The following is a 21,039-nucleotide window of genomic DNA, read 5'->3' as shown; positions in this document are numbered from 1 at the left end:
ATCCATACACGGGAGAACCATCATGGCATCCACGATCCGGACCGGCGCGGGGTATCTGTGCGCAGCGCTGCTGGGCGTCACCATCATGACGGTGGGCGCGCAGGCCCAGCCTGACATGCAGCAGTTTCAGCAGCAGCAGATGCAGCAGCGTCAGCAGGAACAGCAGATGAACATGCAGCGTGCCCAGCAGGCGCAGCAGATGCAGCAGCAGTTTCGGCAACAGGACATGCAGCAGCGCCAGCAGGAACAGCAGATGAACATGCAGCGCGACCAGCAGATGCAGCAGATGCGGCAGCAGTTCCGCCAGCAGCAGATGCAGCTGGATCAGCAGGAACGCCAGATGGGCAACCAGCCCGGTGGCCGTGAACAGATCGCCCGCCAGCGTGAGCAGTTCCGCATGCAGCAACAGCAGCAGATGCAGCAGATGCAACAGCAGTTCCGTCAGCAGGATGAACAGTTGCGCCAGCAGCATATGCAGATGCAGCAGCAGGACCAGCAGCGCAGGCAGATGATGCAGGGACCGCAGAACTGGTAAAACGCCTGCCTGCCGAAATGGCCAGCGCAGCACAAGGACATTTTTGGGAAAACTTTTCCCGAAAAACTTCCGGGGAATGCCGCTTTTTTAAAGGAAGACGGCATCCGGAAACTTTCTTATTTTTTCATTGATGGCCAGTTATCGGCCAGCCCGTTCACTGCGTCAGTTTCCTGATACGGCAACGGGAGCGCGGGGCAGTTCCAGCAGGTTGATTGTAACGTCCCTGTCACGCATGTCCGCCCGCAGGGCGCGCGTCATGTCGCGTATGCTGTCGTGGTGGGTGAACAGCAGCACCTGCGTGGTGCGGGCAAAATCCGCCAGTACCCGCAGGGTGCTCAGGCTGCGGGCGTCATCGAACTGGACCAGCAGGTCATCGGCGATGAAGGGCAGGGATTCGGCGGATCTGCAGTAGGTTTCCACGCTGGCCAGCCGGAAGGCGAGGAAAAGCTGGTCGCGCGTGCCCGCGCTCATCGCCGCGACCGGCACCGTGCTGCCATCATGGCGCACGCCCTGCACCACGGGTTCGCCATGGGGGTCGAGTTCCGTTCTTATGCCGCTGAACGCGCCCAGGGTCGCAAGGGACAGGAACTGCCCCGCACGCGTTACCAGCGGGTCCTGTTCCGCCGCCCGCACGCGGGCAATGGCATCGGCGATCAGTTTGCGGGCCAGGCTCAGTTCGGCATATTCCTCCACAATCCGGTGCAGGCTGGTAATGGCCGCCTCGCGCCGTGCCGCGGCCTGTGTCGCATCCGTATTATGTTCAAATGCACGCAGCGCCATGTCCTCATGCTGTTCGGCGCGGACCGCGTTATCGCGCAGGCGCTGCAGTTCGGCCAGCCGGTCATGGATACGTGCCGCTTCCGCCTTCAGTTCCGGCATGTCGCGCCCGTCAAGGGCATGTTCGACCTCGGCGGGGGACTGCCCGTCGGTCATGCGGGACAGGGTATCGCGTGCCTGTGCATGGTCGGCGGCCAGCCGGTCACGCTGGTCCAGCCGCGCGGCCAGCGTACGCAGGGCGTCCACGCTGTCGGCATGCGTGCGGGTCAGCAGCGCCTCGATGGCCGTGCGGGCATGCGACAGGCTGGATTCGCTATCGGTTACGCTCTGGCTGGCCGTGGCCAGTGCGGGCAGCAGGGCCTCGCGCTGATGCCGCGCTTTTTCTGCCGCCTGCCAGTGCTGCTCCAGCTCTCCTGCCGCCGCCACGCTGTCCGGCGGCAGGGCAAGGGGCAGGCGGGGACGGATGGCGTCGACGGCCTGCGTCAGTTCATGCCCGGCGGCCTGTGCCTGCGCGCGGGCGTCACGCAGTTCGTCCAGACGTTCGATCTGCGCAGGGGCCGCTGCCCATTCGGTGGCAAGGTCGCGCGCAACATCGGGCAGGGCGTCGGGGCCAAGGCCGATTGCCTGCATGGCGGCGGCCCATTGCTGTTTCCATTCCTGCTGTGCCGCGGTCAGGGCTGTCGCCTGCTGGCGCAACTGCTGCTGTAGCGGCAGCAGGTCATCGCGTTCACGCTGTAGCCTGCTGTATTCTTCATGTCCGCTGATATGCATGCGCACGGCGGTGCTGACGACTTCCACGCACGCGGACAGGTCCGGCGTGGGGTCGATCCCCAGCCGCAGGGCCAGCCGGTGCAGCCTGTCGCGCATGGCGTCCGGGCGGATGCGTTCTTCCACCAGCGCCGCCTGTTCGGCTGCGACCTGCCGGGCATCAGCCAGCAGTTGCGTGCGCTGCTGTACGAAGGCCAGCAGGGCCTCAGGCGTTGCGGCATGGGCATGCAGGGCGGGGAAGGGCGCCATGAAATCCTGCCACTGGCAGGCCATCCGGCTTTCCACCTCCGCCCGGCCACGGTCATGGAAAGTGATCTTGTCCATGCAGTGGCTGATATCGTGGTGCAGTCCCTCGATCCGGGCAATACGGTCGGCCTGCGCCATCAACTGCGTGGACAGGGTGTCCACCTGTTCCATGGCGGCGTCCAGCGCCACGACCTGGCTCAGGCGCGTGGAGGCGGGCGCGTCCGGGTCAGGGTGCAGGTATGTGGCGCGGATGTCCTGCCACAGTGCATCGCGCCGCGCGCGCGCGGTGGCCAGCATGTCGGTTGTAAGCGTGCTGCCTGCCTGTTCCAGCCGCGCCAGTTCGCATTGCAGGCCGGTCAGGCGTTCGCGTTCGGCTGCCAGCGTGCCGGCCAGCCGGTCGTGCTCGATGCGTAGTTTATGCAGGCGGTCCATGGCGGCGCGCACGCTGTCCGGGTCGGGGCAGGGCAGGTGGCGCAGGTGGTCCACCGTTTCGCTGCCCAGCGCCAGCGCCTGTGCCGCAAGGCTGGCCTGGCGCTGTTCCAGTGCCGCCATGCGCATGTCCAGCCGTTTCATGTCCATGGGCAGGGCGGCGAAGGGCGCGGTCTCTTCATGCAGTGCCACGTGCCGGCCCGCTGCCTGCAGGCTGGCCATGCGGTGCTGCTTCTGCGCAATGGCCAGTTCTGTCTGGCGCATCTGCTGTTCCAGATTGTCGTGCTGGATGCGCCAGCGGGCCTGCGTGTCCACCAGCACACGAATGCTGTCCAGTACCGCACGGTCCGGCATGAACTGCCGGAGGTCGGCATCCGTGCCCTTGCCCAGCCTGCGACGCAGGCTGGCCAGGCTGTCGTTTATGCTACGCCATTTTTCATCCTGCGCAGGCTTCAGCACACGGTGCTGGCGGACGTCGTGGCCAAGGCGGATGGCCTGCATGATGGGATCGCGCAGGTCCTGAAGGCTGACCTGCGCGGGGGTGGGGGTTGTCTGCTGTCGTAACTGCGCGGCCTGCGCCACCATGGCGTCATGGTGGGCCGTGGCGCGGTCATATGTCTCCAGCGTCGTGGTGATCGTGGTGCCCATGCCGACGGGCAGGGCGGCAAGGTCGGCCAGCGCAGCCAGTTCCGCGTGCAGCCGGTTGATCTCACCCAGCAGGGGCGCCGCCTTTTCCAACTGTTCATGACGGGCCTGCAGGCGGCGAAGTTCGTCCTGTTCGCGGCTTATGTCGGCCTTGCTCTGGCGGGCTTCATCACGCAGGCGGCAATGTTCGGTATAGGCGTCATGCCCGAGCGAGGCGTCCTTCAGGCTGTCCTTCGCCGCGTTGAAGTCATCCAGCGCCCTGTAGAACGCGCGTTCCGCCGATCGGCGGGGCGCGAACAGGGCATTGCGCCGCGTGTCGATTTCCTCCAGCCGTTCCACCAGCGCGCGCAGGCCGCCGCCTGCCTCCACGATCAGGCGACCAATGTCCCCGTTTGCCTTCAGCAGTTCCGTCCCGCCGGAACGCAAGGTTTCGTCATTCAGCCCGAACAGCGCGGCAAAGCGTTCACGCGTCATGGCCCCCAGCGGGTGCGACAGCACGCTGTCGGCCACAGCCTTGCCATCGGGGGCCAGCAGGGTATTCCTGCGGCCCTTGCGGCGGCTCAGGTCCAGGGCCTGCCCGTCATCCAGCCGCAGGCGGGCATCCAGCCGGATCTGGTCATTGCCAAACACCGCCCCCGCAGGCGACAGGTTCGGGACGCCAAACAGGAAATCCGACAGCGCGGACAGGCAGGTGCTCTTGCCTGCTTCGTTGGGGCCATGGATGACATGCAGCCCACGGCCATCGGCGAAATTCAGGTCAAGGTCAGCAATGGCGCCGTATTTGACAATGCGGAATTCACTGATTCGCATTGTCATGCCCTTCCGGATTGTCCACCAGTGACAGGGCAAGGTCGATTGCCCGGCCCGGCACGTCATTCAGGATCGTTTCGCGCATTTCCTCCGTGCGGGCATGGGCGGGCATGCGGTCCATGATCGCGGTCAGGATATCGGACAGTTCCGCCCGCAGGGCGTCCGGCGTTGCGGCCCGCTGTATGTCGGCGGCAATCCGGCCGCCGGTGGACGGGTCGAGCACGGCAGGGCGGGGCGGCGGGCAGGTATGGATTTTCAGGCGTTCGAGCCATATCTCATCGGACAGGCTGGCCAGTACGCTCTCGATTTCCAGCTGCGCGTCATGCGTGTCGCGGATCAGGTGGGCATGCAGCGCCGTCGCCCCCACCAGTTCCAGCCGCAGGGCAATGGGCCGCCCCTGTGCCTGTGCCACAAGGGACCGCCCGGCATCGCGAATGCGGTCGGTCATGTCGGCAGACGTGGTGGCGCCTGTCAGGTCCACCGTCTCGCTGGCCCAGCGCACGGCGTCAAGCACCTGATGGTCCACCGACAGGACCCGCTCACCACGCACCGTGACCAGCGACGCCCCCTTTGGCCCGGCTTCGCGCGCATGACGTCCCTGCAGGTTCCCTGCGTACACCACGTACGGGTTTTCATGCAGGATTTCCCGGTTATGGACATGACCCAGCGCCCAGTACTGGTAGCCGTGGTTGACCAGCTGTTCCACCGTGCAGGGGGCATAGGTTTCATGCCCCTCCCGCCCCTGGCAGGCGGTATGCAGGATGCCGATGTTGAACATGCCCGGCACGGGGGCCGGATATTTCCGTGCGATATTATCCGTAACGTCCCGGCGGCCGAAGCTGCGGCCGTGCACGGCAACGCCCAGATCTTCCATGATGCAGGTTTCGGCCCTGCCGGAGGCGAACAGGTGCACATTGTCCGTTATGTGCAGGTGCCGGGCAAAGCGGTTTTCCGCATCATGATTGCCAAGGATCATGAAAACGCGGATGCCTGCCTGCTGCAACCGCGCCATGCCGTTGATGAAGAACAGCCCGCACTGCGTATCGCGCAGGTCACCGTCAAACACGTCGCCCGCCAGCACGACAAAGCGGCATTCGGTCTGGATGGCGAGGTTGACCATGTCGCTGAAGGCGCGGCGCGAGGCATCGGCGATCAGGCGGGCGTAATCCCCCGATTTCTGCGTCAGTCCCAGCAGCGGGCTGTCCAGATGCAGGTCGGCGGCATGAAGGAAGCGGAATTCGTTCATGCCGCCATCGTAGTCCATTGAAGGTGGATGTAAATGCGCCCCGGCGCGTGTGACGGGGCGGCTGCCGGTCATGCCGTATGGTCGGTTATGTCCGTGCAGATATACTTCATTTCCATGTATTCATCCATGCCGTAGCGCGATCCCTCGCGCCCCATGCCGGACTGCTTGATGCCGCCAAAGGGGGCGACCTCATTGGAAATCAGGCCGGTATTATGGCCAACCATGCCGTATTCCAGCGCTTCGGCCACGCGATGGACGCGGGAATGGTCGCGGGTGAAGAAATAGGCGGCAAGGCCGTATTCTGTATCATTGGCCATGGCGATGGCCTCGGCTTCCGTATGGAAGCGGAATAGCGAGGCCACGGGGCCGAACGTTTCCTCGTGCGCGATACGCATGGCGGGCGTTGCGTCACGCAGCACGGTGGGGCGGTAGAACAGCTCGCCCGCGTCGTCGCGTTCGCCACCGCACAGCACGGTCGCGCCATGCGCCAGCGCGTCGCGCACGTGTTCCTCCACCTTGTCGCGCGCCTTTGTGCTGATCAGCGGCCCGATGGCGGAACTGGGGTCGCTGCCCGGCCCGACGGGCAGCTTGTTCACCACACGGGCAAAGCGGGTGGCGAATTCGTCATAGATCCCGTCCTGTATCAGGAAGCGGTTGGCGCAGACGCAGGTCTGCCCGGCATTGCGATATTTGGCGGCGACCGCGCTTTTGATCGCCTGTTCGATATGGGCGTCGTCAAACACGATGAAGGGGGCATTGCCGCCCAGTTCCAGCGACAGGCGCTTGAGCGTGGGGGCCGACTGCGCCATGAGGATGCGCCCCACCTGCGTGGACCCCGTAAAGGACAGCTTGCGGATGGCGGGGCTGGCGCATAGTGCCTTGCCCAGTGTCACGCCATCCCCCGGCAGCACCTGCAGCAGTCCCGCAGGCAAGCCCGCCTGCCGGGCAAGTTCGGCCAGTGCGAGTGCCGTAAGCGGTGTGTCTTCCGATGGTTTGACAATCATGGCGCAGCCCGCGGCCAGCGCGGGTCCGGCCTTGCGGGTGATCATGGCGGCAGGGAAATTCCACGGCGTGATTGCGGCACACACACCCACGGGCTGGCGGATGACGCTCAGCCGCGTGGCCGGATTGGTGGGGGGAATGATGTCCCCGTAGGCGCGCATGGCCTCGGCCGCGAACCATAGCAGGAAGCTTGCGGCATACCGGATTTCGCCCGCGGCTTCGGCACGGGGCTTGCCCTGTTCGGTAATGATCAGGGTGGCGAGGTCGTCAACATTGTCCATGACCAGTTCATGCCAGCGCGTCAGGATCACCTGCCGCTGCGCGCCGGTGCGGTTGCGCCATTCCGCCTGCGCCGCGAGGGCGGCCGTAATGGCGTGGGCAACGTCCTGTGGCCCGCATTCAGCCACCTCCGCCACCAGCAGACCGGTCGCCGGATCATGCACGGCGCGGCGCGTGCCATCTGCCGCAGGGCACCATGTGCCGTTAATGAACGCATCCTTGCGGAACAGGGACGTGTTGGAAAGGTGTACGGGCATGTACGGTCTCCGGTACTGGGGCGGATGGCCGGGACGGGTTCGGGATCTTGCCGGAACCGGCCCGGAGAATATCCTTCCCTTCATCAATGATCACATCGGATGCCGTCAATGGCACAAGGATGCGAATATCTGGCCCCTGTATCCCACATTGGGCGGTCGGGTCGGGCCTGTTCTGGCGGTTCCCCGCGCATAACGCCACGGCAGCATTCACGTGCACGCCCGGCCCACCACATTTTTACCGCTCTTTTCCCGGGGCGATCATGCCCCGGTCCGCGCCAGCCGTCGGGGGCAATCCGGATCGGGTACGGTGTCGCACATACGGGGTGGGGGACGGGGTCTCTGGCGAATGGCGGGGTTGTCCGGTAACATGTGACGTTTCTTGTCAGGACGGATGTGGCGTGTTTCTGCGGCAGTTGACATATCTGATAGCCCTCGACCGCTATCAGCATTTCTCGCGGGCGGCGGAAAGCTGCGGCGTATCCCAGCCCGCGCTTTCGGCGGCGATACGCCAGCTTGAAGCTGAACTGGGGATTACCATCATCCGTCGGACCCGGCGTTTCAATGGCCTGACGGACGAAGGGCGGCGGGTGCTGGCATGGGCGCGCCAGACGCTGGCCGCGCTGGACGGATTGCGGCAGGAAGCGGCCTTTGCGCAGGCCGTGGCGGGGGGCACGCTGTCCCTCGGGGTCATACCGTCGGGGATGCAGGGCATTCCCCTGCTGCTGGAAAGTTTCCGGACCGCCGTCCCGGGGCTGCATCTGCAGGTGCGTATCGGTTCATGTGCTGATACCATTCACCGCCTGCGTCAGCAGCAGCTTGACCTCGGGCTGGTCTATCTGGACCAGATCCCGGCGGATGCGCCTTTTGATATGCTGCCCCTGTTTACCGAACAGCATGTGCTGGCAGCGGCAGAACCCCTGGTCCTGCCAGCGGGACGACGCGATTGGGCGACACTGGCTGACCTGCCCTTATGCCTGTTCAGTCCGGAAATGCGTACGCGCCAGATCGTGGATGCCGCGTTCCGCGGGGCAGGGGTCAGTCCAACCGTGGTGCTGGAAACCAATTCACCCGAAGTGCTGTATGGCGAACTGCTGGCGGGGCGGCTGGCCAGCATATTGCCGGTTGCGGCGCTGCCGACCCATATTGGCCACGGCCGCCTGCAAATTCGTCCGCTTGGTCCGTGTGGTGCGCCGGAAGTGGGGCTGGTGCGCCTGACACAGTCCCTGCCAACGGCGCTGATGGCGCGGGTATGGGAAATTGCCAGCCAGATGGACATGCGCGACATCTTCGCGGTCAACTGAAGGGCCTGCTCGCCAGTGTCCTGATGACCTGCGGAATGGCCTATGGTCAGTGTTTGCAACCGCCTGTCATGGTGCGGCGGAATGGTGCGTGTTCCGCAGTGCCTGGTGCTCAGCGCGCCGGAAGGCGGTCCAGTCCTGTCGTGCGGGGCTGCCGGCCATGGGGGCTGCAGGTTGCGTCGCGTTCAGGTCAGCGGGACCAGGGGCCAGTTCCTGATCGGGTGACGGCGGAACGGATGTGCCGGGAACATGTAGCGGGGCGAAATGCGCCAGCGGAGGGGCTGCAGGCATGGGCAGGCCCGATGGGGCCATGGGTGCATGCGGCAGGGCCACGCTGCCATTCCAGCCGCCGGGGACGGCGCCGGGCATCTGCGCCATGGCATGATGCAGCGGCAGGCAGGCCAGTGACAGTATGAGGAACCGGAACATGCTGTCTGGCTGTAAACGGGGGTAGAAATAAAAACGGCAGGAACCGGAGTTCCTGCCGAAATTATCAGCCAATCTTCAGATTGACTGCAGAAGACTTGCCGTTGCGGCCCCGTTCGAGGTCGTAGGTCACAGCCTGTCCCTCGTTCAGTGTCTGCTGGCCAGCCTGCTCGACTGCAGAGATGTGAACGAAAGCGTCAGCGCTTCCATCATCAGGCTGGATAAATCCAAAGCCCTTCTGGGCGTTGAACCATTTAACTGTTCCTGCGGCCATGTCTTGGCCTCCTTGCGTAACCGGCACCTCCACGCGAACATGCGCGGAATCGAGACTTTTCGTTATATCGGGGATGCCAGAAGGCCGCTTAGCGAGGCTGCATTTGAAATCTTGTCCGTAGCTGAAAAGTCCAGCCGTGGGACATCCTATACAGAGGATGCATGCAGATAGCACGGAAAATATTTTAAAAAGCGGAAATATTTCCTGTCGGGCACCTGCTGAGCGGTTACAGCAGGCACCACTGGCGCATCATGTTGTGGTAAATATTGGTCAGCGACAGCACGGCGGGATCGGCGTCCCCCAACCGTTCACGCAGGGATGTCACCTGCATGTCCAGGTCAAACATGATCTGCCTGCGGCTTTCCTCGGCAATCATCGACTGCGACCAGAAAAAGGCCGCCAGTCGGCTGCCGCGCGTGACCGGCGTGACACTGTGCAGCACGGTAGTGGGATACAGCACCATGTCGCCTGCCGGCAGCTTTATGGCCTGTTCGTTGCCATTGGCATGCATGGTCAGTTCGCCGCCATCATATTCATCGGGATCCGAAAAAAACAGCGTGGAGGATACATCGGTGCGGATGCGCGTATGGATGTCGCCCGCCACGATGCCCCGGATGGCATTGTCCACATGCGCGCCAAAGCTCATGCCGTTTTCGTAGCGGTTGAACAGCGGCGGGCTGACGCGGTAGGGCAGCACCGCGCTGTTGAACAGGGCGTTGCGGCCCAGCGCGCGCAGCACGATCTGCCCCAGTTCACGGCAGGCTTCCGAATCCCGGGGCAGTTGCTGGTTGTTCTTGGCCTTGGCCGACTGCAGGCCCGCCGTCTCGCGCCCGTCGGTCCACTGCGCGTTTTTCAGTGTTTCGCGGCAGTGGGCCAGTTCATCTGCATTCAGCAGGGCGGGAATGTGCAGCAGCATGGTGGAACCTTGGGCGTATGATGGGTGTGGATCAGTACTGGGCCGAGATGTTGAACAGGAACGACCGACCGATGGAAGGCGTCACCCGGTTTGAAAACAGGCTGCCGTAATTCAGCCGGTTATCAAGGTTATAGGCGTTCATCGCCACTTTCCAGTGGTCGGCGAAATGGTGCGACACCATGGCGTCGAATTCCACCGTGGCCGGCACGCGTGCCGTGTTCGCCTGATCCAGCCACACGCCCTGCCGCCATGTAATGCCACCGCCAATGGTCATGTTCCACGGCTTGCGCGGGGCGATTTCATAGCTGGTCCACGCCGTGGCCTGGTTATGGGGCACGTACTGGATCTGTCCGCCCTGCTTGGACGTGGTGGAACCGGCCTTGGTAATGGTGGGATCGTACAGCGCGTATGTGCCATAGAACATCCAGTTGCGCAGCAGCGTGCCCGATGCGCTGAGTTCAAGTCCCTGGTTGCGTTCCTGGTCGCTGGTCGCGCTGATGTCGCCCGTGGAGGGGTCGGTCTGGATCGAATTGTTCTTTTCCAGCCGGAACAGGGCGGCCGTGAAACCGACGCGGTCATGGAAGGCGCTGTATTTCGCGCCGACTTCATACAGCCTGCTGCGTTCGGGGGATGCGGTCGCGCTTTTGGAGTTCAGGGGTTCCGAGCTGTTGGTGACGTACATGCTCAGCGGCGTGGTGGATTCAGACCAGTTGAAATACACCATAAGGTTGCTGCGCGGGGTGTACATGATGCTGACGGACGGGTTGATGGTGGTTTCGTTCTGTCCGTAATGCACGTCTGGCGTGGCGGTGCTGCCGCCGGTGGCGCTGTAGTGGCTGTTCCAGTTGTCCCAGCGGAAGCCTGCCTTGACCGACAGGTAATTCGTCAGCCAGATCTGGTCCGACAGGAAGAAACCGACATCCAGCGCGTCGCTATCCTTGTAGCACTTGCGGCCCACGCCATTGCCGATATTGACCAGCCGGTCGGGATACTGGTTACAGTCCCCCAGTGTCAGGCCGGGCACGGCGGGTGAGGGGTCAAGCAGGCTGGTGCTGGGCCGGTTGGAACCATAGGCGTAGTTCTGACGGTGGTCGGTCACGTATTCAATGTCGAAGCCGCCAATGATCTCATGCCGGATCCGCCCGGTTTTCAGGCGGGCAACACCGGAAAACACGTCCTGTATGGACCAGTCGCTCTGCCGGTAGGGTTCGGGACCGCCCACCCCGCCATTCCGCGCCACCTGGGCTGCAGCGGGGTTGGAGGAAAAGAAATCGGACTGGCAGGTGGAGGAGGGGGCAACCCCATTGATCGTGTTGTTCGTCAGGGTGGCGCCGCTGCTGAAGTTCGAACACGCTTCCTGTGATGCAGAGAAATAGCGGTGGAAGATGCCGCCACGCATGTCATTATACAGTGTCAGGATCGGGTTGACCCTGGCCGTCAGGCGGCCGGTGATCATGTCCGTGCTTGAATTATCCTGATCATAGGTGGTGCCATACCAGTTGGTGCGCTTGACGCCGTATTCGGTTACGGGGCGGCCAATGGCGTTGGCGGATGAATAGACCACCGGCACGCCGTAATCGGGGATGCGGTTATCGTTCTGGTGGAAATATTCCAGAACAAACGACACTTTCCTGCCCAGACCGAAGGCAATGGACGGCGCGATCCCCCAGCGGTGGGAATAGATGTCGTCGCGGCCAACAACATTGTTTTCATTGCCCATGCCTGTCAGGCGGAAGGCGGTGGTGCTGTTCAGCTGATAGTTCACATCCAGCGTGCCACGGTAATAGGACCCGCTGCCGCCCGAAAAACTGGCCTGATAGCTGTTGCCCAGATGCGGTGTCTTGGTCACGATATTGATTGCGCCACCCGTGGTTCCGTTACCGAATACTTCCGATGACGGGCCCTTGATGACCGAAACATGGTCGTAATAGAAGCTGTCGCGCGTATAGACGCCAAAATCACGCAGGCCGTTTTCATAAATGTCGTTCTGGGCCGCAAAGCCACGGATCAGGAACTGGTCGCCCGCCATGCCGCCTTCGCCTTCGCCCACCGATGCGGTGATGCCCGGCACGTTCTTCAGCGCTTCATCAAGGGATTTGACGTTCTGCTGCTGCATCAGCACCTGTGGCACCACGTTGACGTTCTGTGGCGTGTGCATGGCGTCCTGTGGCATCCGGCTCAGCCCGATGGATTCATGCAGCACATTCATCGGTGAGGCGGTGACATGGGTTACGTCATGGGATGTATCGGCCGAATGGTTGTACAGGTCCTGTTCCTGTGAACCGGTGCCCGACGTGGTGGTTGTCCCGGTCTGGTTACTGCTGCTGGCGGACGTGGTGGACGGCGTATCCTGTGCCGCCGCCTGCGCGCCCGTGGCGGCACAGGCCAGCGCCATGGACGCGGTAAACAGGGAAAAAGGCCTGAGTTTCTGGCGAATGGTCTGGTTTGTCATATTGCAACAGCCTCTTAATTGCATGAAGGCTGCATATCTATCTTGATAATTATTCGCAATAAGACGAAAGGCAGTTCACCGTTCAGTGTCACTTAAATGCAACAAATTCGCATTATCATTTGCATCTGACGCATGGAAAAAAGCCCAGCATCCTTCCGGATGCAGGGCTCCCGCGCCGTTGTGCGTGAAACGGGTCACAGGTTGGCGATGACCTTCAGCCCGACCAGGGCGGCATTGGGAATGTGCTTCGTCTCCCCCGGGCGGATCATGTATTCGAATTCCGGCTGGACCAGTATGCCGGGCATGGCGTCAATGGCGTAATAGGCTTCTATGATGTGGGAGTCCGTCTGGGGCGCGCGCACGCTGCTGCCCAGTGAATAACCGGCCTCATACCGCAGGATCTGGCCTTCCTCCTTGCGGTGGCTGACGTGGTACCACGAATACATGATGCCCAGCCGGTCCGTGACGCGCGATGGAAAGACACCGGCAAAGGACAGACCACCATAGGCTTCATCCGAAATCGAGGTCACATGCGGGGTATTATGGATATAGCCCGCCATCAGGTAGCCACCCGCCATCTGGTTACGCCCACCCCGGCGATAGACCATCTGGTCGCCTTCAAACCAGAACATGTCCATCGGTGCCGAACGCTGCCGTCCCGCCGCCGACTGCAGGGCCGCAGGCAGGCCCACGCCAATCTGGTCCGCATAGCGCGTGGTGTCATGCGCATAGCCCAGCACGTAATGCCCGGGCAGGCGGTTGCGGGTCAGGAACGGCTGCCACGTGAATTCGACAGGCAGCATGATGCCGGTCGCCTTTTCGCTGCCCCATGCCCAGCCGCTGGGGTTGTCGCTCAGGGCATTGACCGAATACGCGCCGATCTGGATGGCGGTATCGCGGGTGGGGCGCATGCGGATGCGCGAACCCCACGTCGCCTTCGGATACACGCTGAAACCGGGGTCCAGTTTCAGCGCCACGGGCGCGGAACACGTCACCATGAACGAACACAGCAGGGGCGAGGTGGCAAAGACATGCGTCAGCGCCATGCGCCCGAAGGTGATGTCCAGATGGTTGTCCAGCAGCTTCTTTTCGGCATAGAAATCCACCAGATGGGCCACCACGTTGCCCGACAGGCCATAGACTTCCTGCAGATTGACGTAATATTCCCCCACGCGGTCATGGCTTACGGCGTGGCCTGCGCGCTCCATCACCAGCGTATGGACCGACCAGCCGGTTATCCCCGCCATTTTTTCCAGGTCGAAGTTCACCTGCGCGGTCAGTTCGTGCACGTAGCTCATGCCCCGTTCCACGCCACCATTGATGACGCCCATCGCTTCGCCCTTGTAGGTAAAGGCGAAGCTGACGCCATGGTCCAGCAGCCTTTTGCGCAGGGGATTGAGCTGCGGGACCAGGTGGCCGCTGCCTGCGGTGGGGACGTAGTACGGGTCCTCCAGGTCGCTGTCATGCTGGGCGTCGATCCATTCGGGCAACAGGCTGGACGGGCCTTCATGATGGACCAGAAGGGCGTCCAGTTCGATCTTGTGGAACGCCTTGCTGTCGCCGGGGCTGCTGACGGGGGCGATGCTCATGGTCGCAAGGCCGGCGGACGGATAGACCGGTACGCCGCTGGGCGGAATGGGGGTGTTGGGCGGCCTGCGGATGGCCTCGGGCGTCGGGCCCAGACGTTCGGCATCCATATTGAGGCTGATCTGCTGTTCCTGTGTCACACCCGTCGAAGGCATGACCGAAACCGCGCCATTGGTGACGAGTGAGGGGACGGACGGCATGGCCGCAGGAATGGCCTGCGCCATGGCACGTGTCATGGGCAGGGCCATAGCGCCCACGGCCAGCAGCCATCTGCATGTATGAGGGAACGGGGTGCGGCCATGCCAGTCCGGCATATGGCGGTTGTGTCGTGTCATCTGTCGATTTTCTCGTGGCCGGGCCGGATGGCGGGGCGTGAAAACGCGGCAAGGATGCCTTGGGTGCGTGCCGCCCGGTCAGGGCGCGGGTGGACGCACGACGCAATCGGGAAAGCGGACAGATATGCGAAGGGACGTGAACGGATGGGTCATGATTTTGGCAACCATTGTTTTTATTTTTATGATGATCGATGCATATTTTAAAATTATCCAAATGTCAAATGGAGTGTAACTTTATTAATTTTGCATCGCACAAATTGTAATTTTATTACAAAATTCATTCTACTTTTCGCTTTGCCGCCATCATGGTATCGCCCATGTCATGCCGTGGGGCAGGCCGGGAATGGGAGAATGGGGTGACGGCGCTTGTTCTGATGGTGGCGGGGCTGGTGGCCGGTGCGGTCGTGGGGGGATATGCCGTGTATCTTGTCACGTCTTCTTCCGGTCCGCTGCGCCGGCTGCCTTATTATCCCGTCCGTTCCCGGGCGGACCCCGTGGCCAGCGGGGATGAAGACACGGTTACGGTTGACGAACTGCCGGTCGCCCTGGTGGTGCTGTCGCGTGGGGGGCGGCTGTTGCATGCGGGCGCCCGCGCGCAGGCCGAGTTTGCCGAGGGGCTGGGCACCCTGATCCGCCATCCCGCCCTGCAGCGCGCCGTGGCCGAACTGCAGCCCGGTAGCATCCGCGAGGTTCGGATCGAGGCCGATGTGCCGGTGCGCCGGGTGGTGCAGGGCTTTGCAAGGGCAGGGTCATGGCATGGCCATCCTGCCTGCGTGGTGGTGCTGCTGGATGCCACGGCGCATGACGCCCTGGATCGCGCCCGCAGCGATTTTGTCGCCCATGCCAGCCATGAACTGCGCACGCCGCTTGCTGCCCTGATCGGTTTTATTGAAACGCTGCAGGGACCAGCCGCGAACGATGCCGTGGCCCGACAGAAATTCCTGGCCATCATGGCCCGGCAGGCCGCGCGGATGCAACGCCTGATTGACCGGCTGCTGTATCTGTCGCGTGTGCAGATGCTTGAACACCAGCGCCCGCAGGGACAGGTGGTGCTGTCCGACCTGTTTGCCCGCCTGAATGACGAACTTCAGGGTAAACCGGCGGAAGACCGGGCCGCCGTCATCATCCACCCCGCGCCAGCGGGCACGTTGCGGGGGGATGCGGACCAGATCCTGCAGGTGCTGGTCAATCTATGTGAAAATGCCCTGCGGTATGGCCGTCCGGCTCCGCCTGCGGTGGCGCGTATCGACATCGGGGCACACTGGCAGGAGGGGGGCGGGCTTGCAATTTCAGTGCGTGACAACGGGCCGGGCATCGAAGCGCGGCACCTGCCGCGCCTGACCGAACGGTTCTACCGTGTGTCCCAATCCGCCGGGCGCCGCGGGGCAGATCAGGGGACGGGGCTGGGGCTGGCCATTGTCCGGCATATCCTTGATCGCCATGGCGGGCGTCTGGATATCACCAGCACGCCGGGACAGGGGACATGCTTCACGGTCTGGCTGCCCGGAATGCCGGATAGCGCGTGTTTTCCCGCTTGACGGAAAATGCCCGTCCATGCTGTTGTTACGAAGCGAGTAGAAGCGGTCGGGATTTTTTCCTGGGCATTGCTCCACACCAATCTGTTCCTGATTAGTGGGCCGCTGACGTGCAGTACATTTTACATGACGGGCTGTTTTCCATCGCCATCCGGCCATGCCGGACTGGTCTGGCCGTGCCATGTTCCGTCTGCCTTGCGTGCCCGGCAGGACACACCTTCTGACCGGAGAAGACCGCATGTCCACTTCATCTCCCGCCCTGCATGGCAGTGCGCAATCCGAACTGAATCGTGAAGCCCGTATTGGCGGCCACGGCACCTGTGTCGCCCGTGATATTCCACAGATCGACCTGTCGGATTACGACAGCCGCAAATCCGTGATTACGGATGCACTCTGGGACGCCGCGACGCAGGTCGGCTTTTTTCAGGTCATCAATCACGGCATTGACCCGGCGGACGTGGATGCCGCCTTTGCCGCTGCGGGCCGGTTCTTTGACCTGCCGATGGATGAAAAGGCGCATTACGCCCGTCGTCCGGGGTCCAACGTGGGCTGGGAATACCGCGCGCAGGTCCGCCCATCCACCGGGACACCGGATAACAAGGAATCCTACCAGATCACCCTGTCACAGATGGGCAGTGACATATGGCCCGACGAAAGCGTATTGCCCGGATTTCAGGCCCGCATGCAGCGTTTCGAGCACCAGAACTGGGAACTGGGGATGAAAATCCTGTCGTGTTTTGCCCTCAGGCTGGGGTTCGATGCGGATTTCTTTACCCACAACCATGATCCCGCATCCGCTGAATACCAGAGTACCCTGCGCCTGATCCATTACATGAGCATGGAAAACGCAAAGGACGAGGATTTCGAATTCTGGCGTGCCGGTGCCCATTCCGATTTCGACTGCCTGACCCTGCTGCACCAGCGACCGGGGCAGGGGGGCCTGCAGGTCTGTCCCGGCAAGGATGCGGATACGACACTGGCATGGACGGACGTACCACCGGTGGCAGGCGCGGTGACGTGCAATATTGGTGACATGCTGATGCGCTGGAGCGACGACCGCCTGAAATCCACCCTGCACCGTGTGCGTATGCCCCGGCGCGATGAATATCTGGGGCCACGTCTGTCACTACCGTTTTTCTGTCAGGCCAACCGCGATGCGGTCATTCAGGGGCCGCAGAAGAAATACGCCCCCATTACCGCCCGCGACTATCTGGATGAACGCATCCGCGCCAATTACGGCAGCCGCACGTAAGAAGCTGTCCGATAATAAATCATTGATATAAAAGGAAAAAACTTTTTGGGTGTCGCCTTGTTGAAACCAAGGCGACGCTTTCTGAAAAAGCATCATCACAAACTTCCAGCAGATTTGCAGGTAGTTTGTTCAGGCAGCCTTCAGGGGATGGCGGTCACGTCCCGAAATAGTTCTGGCGCAGTTCACGCCGCACGAAATCGAGGAAAAACCGCGTGCGTGAGGGCAGGTGCGCGCGGGAGGGATAGACGGCATACAGCGTCACGTCCTCCCACGCATAGGTGCTGAGACATTCGATCAGCCGGCCGCATTTCAGGTCATCGGCAATATCCCACAGCACCTTCAGCGCGATGCCGCGCCCGCTGACCGCCCAGTCATGCACGACTTCGCTGCTGGATGTGGCAAGGCGCGGAGTGACGTGAATTTCCTTGCGCACCTTTCCATCCAGATAGGCCCATTCATTGAATATGCGCTGGCGGCGGATCAGGCAGATGCAGTCATGTTTCAGCAGGTCATGCGGTGTCGTGGGCAGTCCCTTGCGCGCGCTGTATTCCGGCGACGCGCAGACCACGCGGCGGCTGTTGATCAGGCTGGTGGTCATGACTTCCTGATCCGACGGCATGCCGGGGCGGATGGCAATGTCCAGCCCGTCATCAATCACATCCAGCCCCGCATCGGACAGGGTCAGGTGCACGGTGACATCGGGGTACTGCCCCACAAAGGCGGCCACGACACCGGCCAGCAGTTTCCGCCCGATTTCCGATGGCACGCCCACCCGCAGCAGCCCATGCGGGATACCGGCGCGCGCGGTCAGTTCGGCCTCGGCTTCCTCCACTTCCTGCATGATCCTGACTGCGTGTTCGTGCAGGCGCTGGCCTTCCGCCGTCAGGGCGAAATGGCGCGATGTGCGCGTGACCAGCCGGGTGCCCAGACGGAATTCCATTGCGCTCAGGCGGCGGCTCATGGCGGCGGATGACATGCCCATGGCGCGTGCGCATCCGGCAATGCTGCCCGCTGCGGTCAGGATGCAGAAAAACTTCAGGTCACTGATCTCATCCGACATGTGGCATTCCATGATTGCGTCTGGCGTACGGTTGGCGTGCAACCGCATGCCCTACACGAAGATGTGCAGATCCGTATTCTGCGCACCCTTCCACTGTTATCGCAATATCGGGTTCTTATGTCGGATACAGTACGATCCATGTCTCATACTTCCCTCAAAACGGCGCTGTCCGGCAGGGAACTTCTGGATTGTCCAGTTCTGAACAAGGGAAATGCATTCGACAGGCGTGAACGTGACCTGTTTGGGCTGCATGGCCTGCTGCCCGCACGTGTCGCCACACTGGAGGAACAGGTCGACCTTGCCCGTGCGCGACTGGCGGCGCTGCCGGACAATTTTTCGCGACATATTGCGCTGCGTGAAATCCAGGATCGTAACGAAACGCTGTTCTACGCCATCATCGATCAGGCGCTGGAGGCGTGGCTGCCCATTATCTACACCCCCGCGATTGGCCGGGCATGCCGGGAATTCAGCCATATCTGGACCCGTCCGCGTGGCCTGTTCCTGACATACGCGGATCGTGGCCGCATTGCCGACATCCTGTCGGACCCGCAATGGGACGGGGTACGCGTGATCGTGGCCAGTGACGGTGGCAGCATTCTGGGCATTGGCGACCAGGGGGCCAATGGCATGGGCATCCCCATTGGCAAGCTGTCGCTCTATACCGCCTGTGGCGGTCTGGACCCGGCCCGCGCGTTGCCCGTCCTGCTGGATGTCGGCACCGATAATGCGACCCTGCTGGAAGACCCGGAATATATCGGCTGGTGGCACGAACGCGTGCGCGGGGCGGATTATGATGCCTTCATTGCGGAATTCGTGGCTGCCGTGAACGCGCGATGGCCCAATATCGCCCTGCATTGGGAAGATCTGTCGGGCGCGGATGCGCTGCGCATCCTGCGCCGTTATCGCGACGGGATGTGCACCTATAACGATGATATCCAGGGCACGGCGGGGGTGACGGCGGGCGCGCTGCTGGCCGCGATCCGCGCCGGCGCGGCCCCGCTGTCTGACCAGCGCATCGTCATTTTCGGCGCGGGTGGTGCCGGGTGCGGCATTGCCGACCTGCTGGCGCAGATGATGGTGGCGGATGGCATGACGCCCGGGGAAGCAAACCGCCGTTTCTTCATGGTCGATCTCGACGGGCTTGTGCGTGAGGGGATGGACGGCGTGACCGAAGGCCAGCGCCCCTTCGCGCAGCCCGCCGATATCGCGGCGGCGTGGAATGTGGCTGATGCTGATCATGTCACGCTGGCCGAGGTCATGCAGAACGTCCGTCCCACCATGCTGATCGGGACATCGGGGCAGGGCGGGGCATTTACCCGTGACATCGTGGCCCCGATGGCGGACCAGTCCGCCCGTCCGGTCATTTTTGCCCTGTCCAATCCCACGGCCAATATCGAGGCAACGCCTGCCGATCTGCTGGACTGGACGGGGGGGCGCGCAATCATCGGGACCGGCGGTCCGTTCGCGCCAGTGGACTATGACGGACACAGCCGCCCGGTGGACCAGATCAACAATTCCTATGTCTTTCCCGGTGTTGGCCTTGCGGTGGTGGCAGGCGGCATTACGCGCATGACGGATGGCATGTTCCTTGCCGCCGCCCACGCGCTGGCAGGGCTTTCTCCCGCCGCCGGGGCGGATGATCAGGCGACGGTACCTCTGCTGCCTCCCGTGTCCGAACTGCGCACCGTGGCCATGGCCGTGGCGCGTGCCGTCATCCGGCAGGGGCAGGCGGAAGGCGTGGCCCCGCAGGCATCGTCCGAAACGCTTGAGGCTGCGCTGAAGGATGCTGTCTGGACCGCGCGGTATCGTCCGTATGACCGGCTGGACCCCACCCGCTAGGCTCTCCACTGCGATTTCGATGGGCAAACGGCTTCGGTAAGGCGAAGTAAAACGTGTCCGCCATGCCATGACGGGCAGGATCAGATGAATATTTCCCGCTTTATGCCCGGTCCGGACGTGCGGTGGCCGATCATGCGCTGGCCTGTGGACGGGCGCATGCTGCACTGGCTGTTCTGCCCCACGCCGCAGGCCGTGGCGTTCGCGTTGCGCAATACCATTGCCTCCATCGTGGCGCTGGCCATTGCGCTGTGGATGGAACTGGACAGCCCGCAATGGGCGGTCGCCACCGTATGGTCGGTGGCCCAGGTGCGCCGGGGCGAAAGCATGTCCAAGGCGCGGTGGCGTATCGTGGGCACGCTGGCTGGCGCGGTTGCCGCGGTGGTGTTCATCGCCGCCTTTCCGCAGCAGTCGTGGCTGTTCTTTCCTGCCGTGGCGACATGGATCGGGTTGTGCAGTTTTCTGGCGACGTTCTGCCTGAACTTCCGTTCCTATGCGTTCGTGCTGTCGGGCTATACCTGCTCGATCATTGCGGTGGCGGCTGCATCCGAACCGGATAATGTCTTTTTCATCGGGATTTCACGCGCCACCTATATTGTCCTTGGTGTGGTGTGCGAGGCGGGAATGGCCATGCTGTTCACCATCGGCCTGCCCACCCGCGCTCGGGCGACCATGGTGGCGCAGGTGGAAAACGTGCTGCACCGCCTGGCGGTGCTGCTGCGTGAAATCGTGCTACATGGGGTCACGACACGAAAGTGTACTTTACGTACGCTTAGAGTGAACCCAACAAGAACGTTGAGGCTGTTCTGCTGAGAGTTCGATAGACAGTTGGCCGAGAAATAGAAAACAGTTCTGAAAGATCGCTGATGGAGTAATCGCCGGTATCATACATCCGGCGAAGCTCTTTTTGCTGACGTTCAGAAAGCTTGGGTTTCTTTCCGCGTAGTTTACCTTTGTCGCGTGCAACGGCCATCCCTTCACGAGTACGCATCCGGATCAGATCGGCTTCAAACTCCGCGAAAGTCGCAAGGATGTTGAAGAACAACTTGCCCATTGGATCAGACGGATCGTGAA

The 21,039-nt window shown here is 62.5% G+C and carries 16 protein-coding genes; 6 read left to right on the top strand and 10 right to left on the bottom strand.

All coding sequences use genetic code 11. From position 1 onward, the window contains the following. The first annotated feature begins 22 nt into the window (after positions 1 to 22). Positions 23 to 535 (top strand): hypothetical protein, encoded by a 513-nt coding sequence (locus CFR80_RS08810; protein ID WP_083819098.1) that lies wholly within the window; start codon positions 23 to 25, stop codon positions 533 to 535. A gap of 162 nt (positions 536 to 697) precedes the next feature. Here the strand turns inward: CFR80_RS08810 and CFR80_RS08805 are convergent, their stop codons facing one another. From CFR80_RS08805 to CFR80_RS08795, 3 genes are all read right to left on the bottom strand, one after another. Next, positions 698 to 4,216, bottom strand: coding sequence for a YhaN family protein (locus CFR80_RS08805; RefSeq protein ID WP_258367753.1), 3,519 nt, complete (start codon positions 4,214 to 4,216; stop codon positions 698 to 700). Next, complete coding sequence (locus CFR80_RS08800) at positions 4,197 to 5,456, bottom strand: metallophosphoesterase family protein (protein WP_042658890.1); 1,260 nt, start codon at positions 5,454 to 5,456, stop codon at positions 4,197 to 4,199. Before CFR80_RS08800 ends, CFR80_RS08805 begins: the two co-directional genes overlap by 20 nt. A 68-nt stretch (positions 5,457 to 5,524) precedes the next feature. Next, positions 5,525 to 6,994 carry an NAD-dependent succinate-semialdehyde dehydrogenase gene (locus CFR80_RS08795; RefSeq protein WP_010514908.1) on the bottom strand — a complete coding sequence of 490 codons (1,470 nt, stop codon included), beginning with the start codon at positions 6,992 to 6,994 and terminating at the stop codon, positions 5,525 to 5,527. Between the two features lie 398 nt (positions 6,995 to 7,392). Between CFR80_RS08795 and CFR80_RS08785 the strand changes: the two genes are divergently transcribed. Further along, positions 7,393 to 8,295: a LysR family transcriptional regulator gene (locus CFR80_RS08785; RefSeq protein ID WP_010514910.1), complete on the top strand. Its 903-nt coding sequence runs from the start codon at positions 7,393 to 7,395 to the stop codon at positions 8,293 to 8,295. A 66-nt stretch (positions 8,296 to 8,361) separates the two neighbouring features. On the opposite strand, the gene CFR80_RS08780 is transcribed toward CFR80_RS08785, so the two are convergent. The 5 genes from CFR80_RS08780 to CFR80_RS08760 form a co-directional block, all read right to left on the bottom strand. Next, complete coding sequence (locus CFR80_RS08780) at positions 8,362 to 8,721, bottom strand: hypothetical protein (protein ID WP_010514911.1); 360 nt, start codon at positions 8,719 to 8,721, stop codon at positions 8,362 to 8,364. Between the two features lie 64 nt (positions 8,722 to 8,785). Next, on the bottom strand, positions 8,786 to 8,992 hold the full coding sequence (locus CFR80_RS08775) for a cold-shock protein (RefSeq protein WP_007398099.1): 207 nt from the start codon (positions 8,990 to 8,992) through the stop codon (positions 8,786 to 8,788). Positions 8,993 to 9,218: 226 nt separating this feature from the next. Then, a complete protein-coding gene (locus CFR80_RS08770) occupies positions 9,219 to 9,908 on the bottom strand; it encodes a Fe2+-dependent dioxygenase (protein ID WP_010514912.1) in 690 nt (229 codons plus the stop codon). A gap of 31 nt (positions 9,909 to 9,939) precedes the next feature. Then, entirely contained in the window at positions 9,940 to 12,360 is a 2,421-nt protein-coding gene (locus CFR80_RS08765) for a TonB-dependent receptor (RefSeq protein ID WP_010514913.1), read from the bottom strand. Between the two features lie 194 nt (positions 12,361 to 12,554). Beyond that, positions 12,555 to 14,282 (bottom strand): carbohydrate porin, encoded by a 1,728-nt coding sequence (locus tag CFR80_RS08760; RefSeq protein WP_010514914.1) that lies wholly within the window; start codon positions 14,280 to 14,282, stop codon positions 12,555 to 12,557. 317 nt (positions 14,283 to 14,599) lie between these two features. Between CFR80_RS08760 and CFR80_RS08755 the strand changes: the two genes are divergently transcribed. Together CFR80_RS08755 and CFR80_RS08750 are read left to right on the top strand one after the other, a co-directional pair. Continuing rightward, a complete protein-coding gene (locus tag CFR80_RS08755; protein WP_110507243.1) occupies positions 14,600 to 15,820 on the top strand; it encodes a sensor histidine kinase in 1,221 nt (406 codons plus the stop codon). A 235-nt stretch (positions 15,821 to 16,055) separates the two neighbouring features. Then, the gene (locus tag CFR80_RS08750; protein ID WP_010514917.1) at positions 16,056 to 17,069 is read left to right on the top strand and encodes an isopenicillin N synthase family dioxygenase; all 1,014 of its coding nucleotides are present in this window, start codon (positions 16,056 to 16,058) and stop codon (positions 17,067 to 17,069) included. Between the two features lie 154 nt (positions 17,070 to 17,223). Here the strand turns inward: CFR80_RS08750 and CFR80_RS08745 are convergent, their stop codons facing one another. Beyond that, on the bottom strand, positions 17,224 to 18,129 hold the full coding sequence (locus tag CFR80_RS08745) for a LysR family transcriptional regulator (protein ID WP_010514918.1): 906 nt from the start codon (positions 18,127 to 18,129) through the stop codon (positions 17,224 to 17,226). Between the two features lie 117 nt (positions 18,130 to 18,246). Between CFR80_RS08745 and CFR80_RS08740 the strand changes: the two genes are divergently transcribed. Further along, positions 18,247 to 19,968 (top strand): NAD-dependent malic enzyme, encoded by a 1,722-nt coding sequence (locus CFR80_RS08740; protein ID WP_042658891.1) that lies wholly within the window; start codon positions 18,247 to 18,249, stop codon positions 19,966 to 19,968. Positions 19,969 to 20,052: 84 nt separating this feature from the next. After that, entirely contained in the window at positions 20,053 to 20,778 is a 726-nt protein-coding gene (locus CFR80_RS08735; RefSeq protein ID WP_373636471.1) for an FUSC family protein, read from the top strand. Here CFR80_RS08735 and CFR80_RS08730 read toward each other — a convergent pair. Further along, positions 20,738 to 21,039 (bottom strand): recombinase family protein (locus CFR80_RS08730; protein ID WP_146221622.1); only part of this gene is annotated, 302 nt, incomplete at its 5' end. The genes CFR80_RS08735 and CFR80_RS08730 overlap by 41 nt on opposite strands.

Source organism: Komagataeibacter oboediens, from assembly GCF_003207815.1.
GTDB classification, from domain to species: Bacteria; Pseudomonadota; Alphaproteobacteria; order Acetobacterales; family Acetobacteraceae; genus Komagataeibacter; species Komagataeibacter oboediens.
The sequence above is the reverse complement of the archived record's forward strand: the minus strand, read 5'-3'. Positions and strand labels throughout refer to the sequence as shown.

Excerpts from the sequence above, each read along its gene's own strand:
- CFR80_RS08770 (WP_010514912.1), bottom strand. The coding sequence starts at position 9,908 with ATGCTGCTGCACATTCCCGCCCTGCTGAATGCAGATGAACTGGCCCAC.
- CFR80_RS08750 (WP_010514917.1), top strand. The coding sequence starts at position 16,056 with ATGTCCACTTCATCTCCCGCCCTGCATGGCAGTGCGCAATCCGAACTG.
- CFR80_RS08755 (WP_110507243.1), top strand. The coding sequence starts at position 14,600 with ATGTCATGCCGTGGGGCAGGCCGGGAATGGGAGAATGGGGTGACGGCG.
- CFR80_RS08745 (WP_010514918.1), bottom strand. The coding sequence starts at position 18,129 with ATGTCGGATGAGATCAGTGACCTGAAGTTTTTCTGCATCCTGACCGCA.
- CFR80_RS08800 (WP_042658890.1), bottom strand. The coding sequence starts at position 5,456 with ATGAACGAATTCCGCTTCCTTCATGCCGCCGACCTGCATCTGGACAGC.
- CFR80_RS08810 (WP_083819098.1), top strand. The coding sequence starts at position 23 with ATGGCATCCACGATCCGGACCGGCGCGGGGTATCTGTGCGCAGCGCTG.
- CFR80_RS08795 (WP_010514908.1), bottom strand. The coding sequence starts at position 6,994 with ATGCCCGTACACCTTTCCAACACGTCCCTGTTCCGCAAGGATGCGTTC.
- CFR80_RS08735 (WP_373636471.1), top strand. The coding sequence starts at position 20,053 with ATGAATATTTCCCGCTTTATGCCCGGTCCGGACGTGCGGTGGCCGATC.
- CFR80_RS08740 (WP_042658891.1), top strand. The coding sequence starts at position 18,247 with ATGTCGGATACAGTACGATCCATGTCTCATACTTCCCTCAAAACGGCG.
- CFR80_RS08780 (WP_010514911.1), bottom strand. The coding sequence starts at position 8,721 with ATGTTCCGGTTCCTCATACTGTCACTGGCCTGCCTGCCGCTGCATCAT.
- CFR80_RS08805 (WP_258367753.1), bottom strand. The coding sequence starts at position 4,216 with ATGACAATGCGAATCAGTGAATTCCGCATTGTCAAATACGGCGCCATT.
- CFR80_RS08760 (WP_010514914.1), bottom strand. The coding sequence starts at position 14,282 with ATGACACGACACAACCGCCATATGCCGGACTGGCATGGCCGCACCCCG.
- CFR80_RS08775 (WP_007398099.1), bottom strand. The coding sequence starts at position 8,992 with ATGGCCGCAGGAACAGTTAAATGGTTCAACGCCCAGAAGGGCTTTGGA.
- CFR80_RS08765 (WP_010514913.1), bottom strand. The coding sequence starts at position 12,360 with ATGACAAACCAGACCATTCGCCAGAAACTCAGGCCTTTTTCCCTGTTT.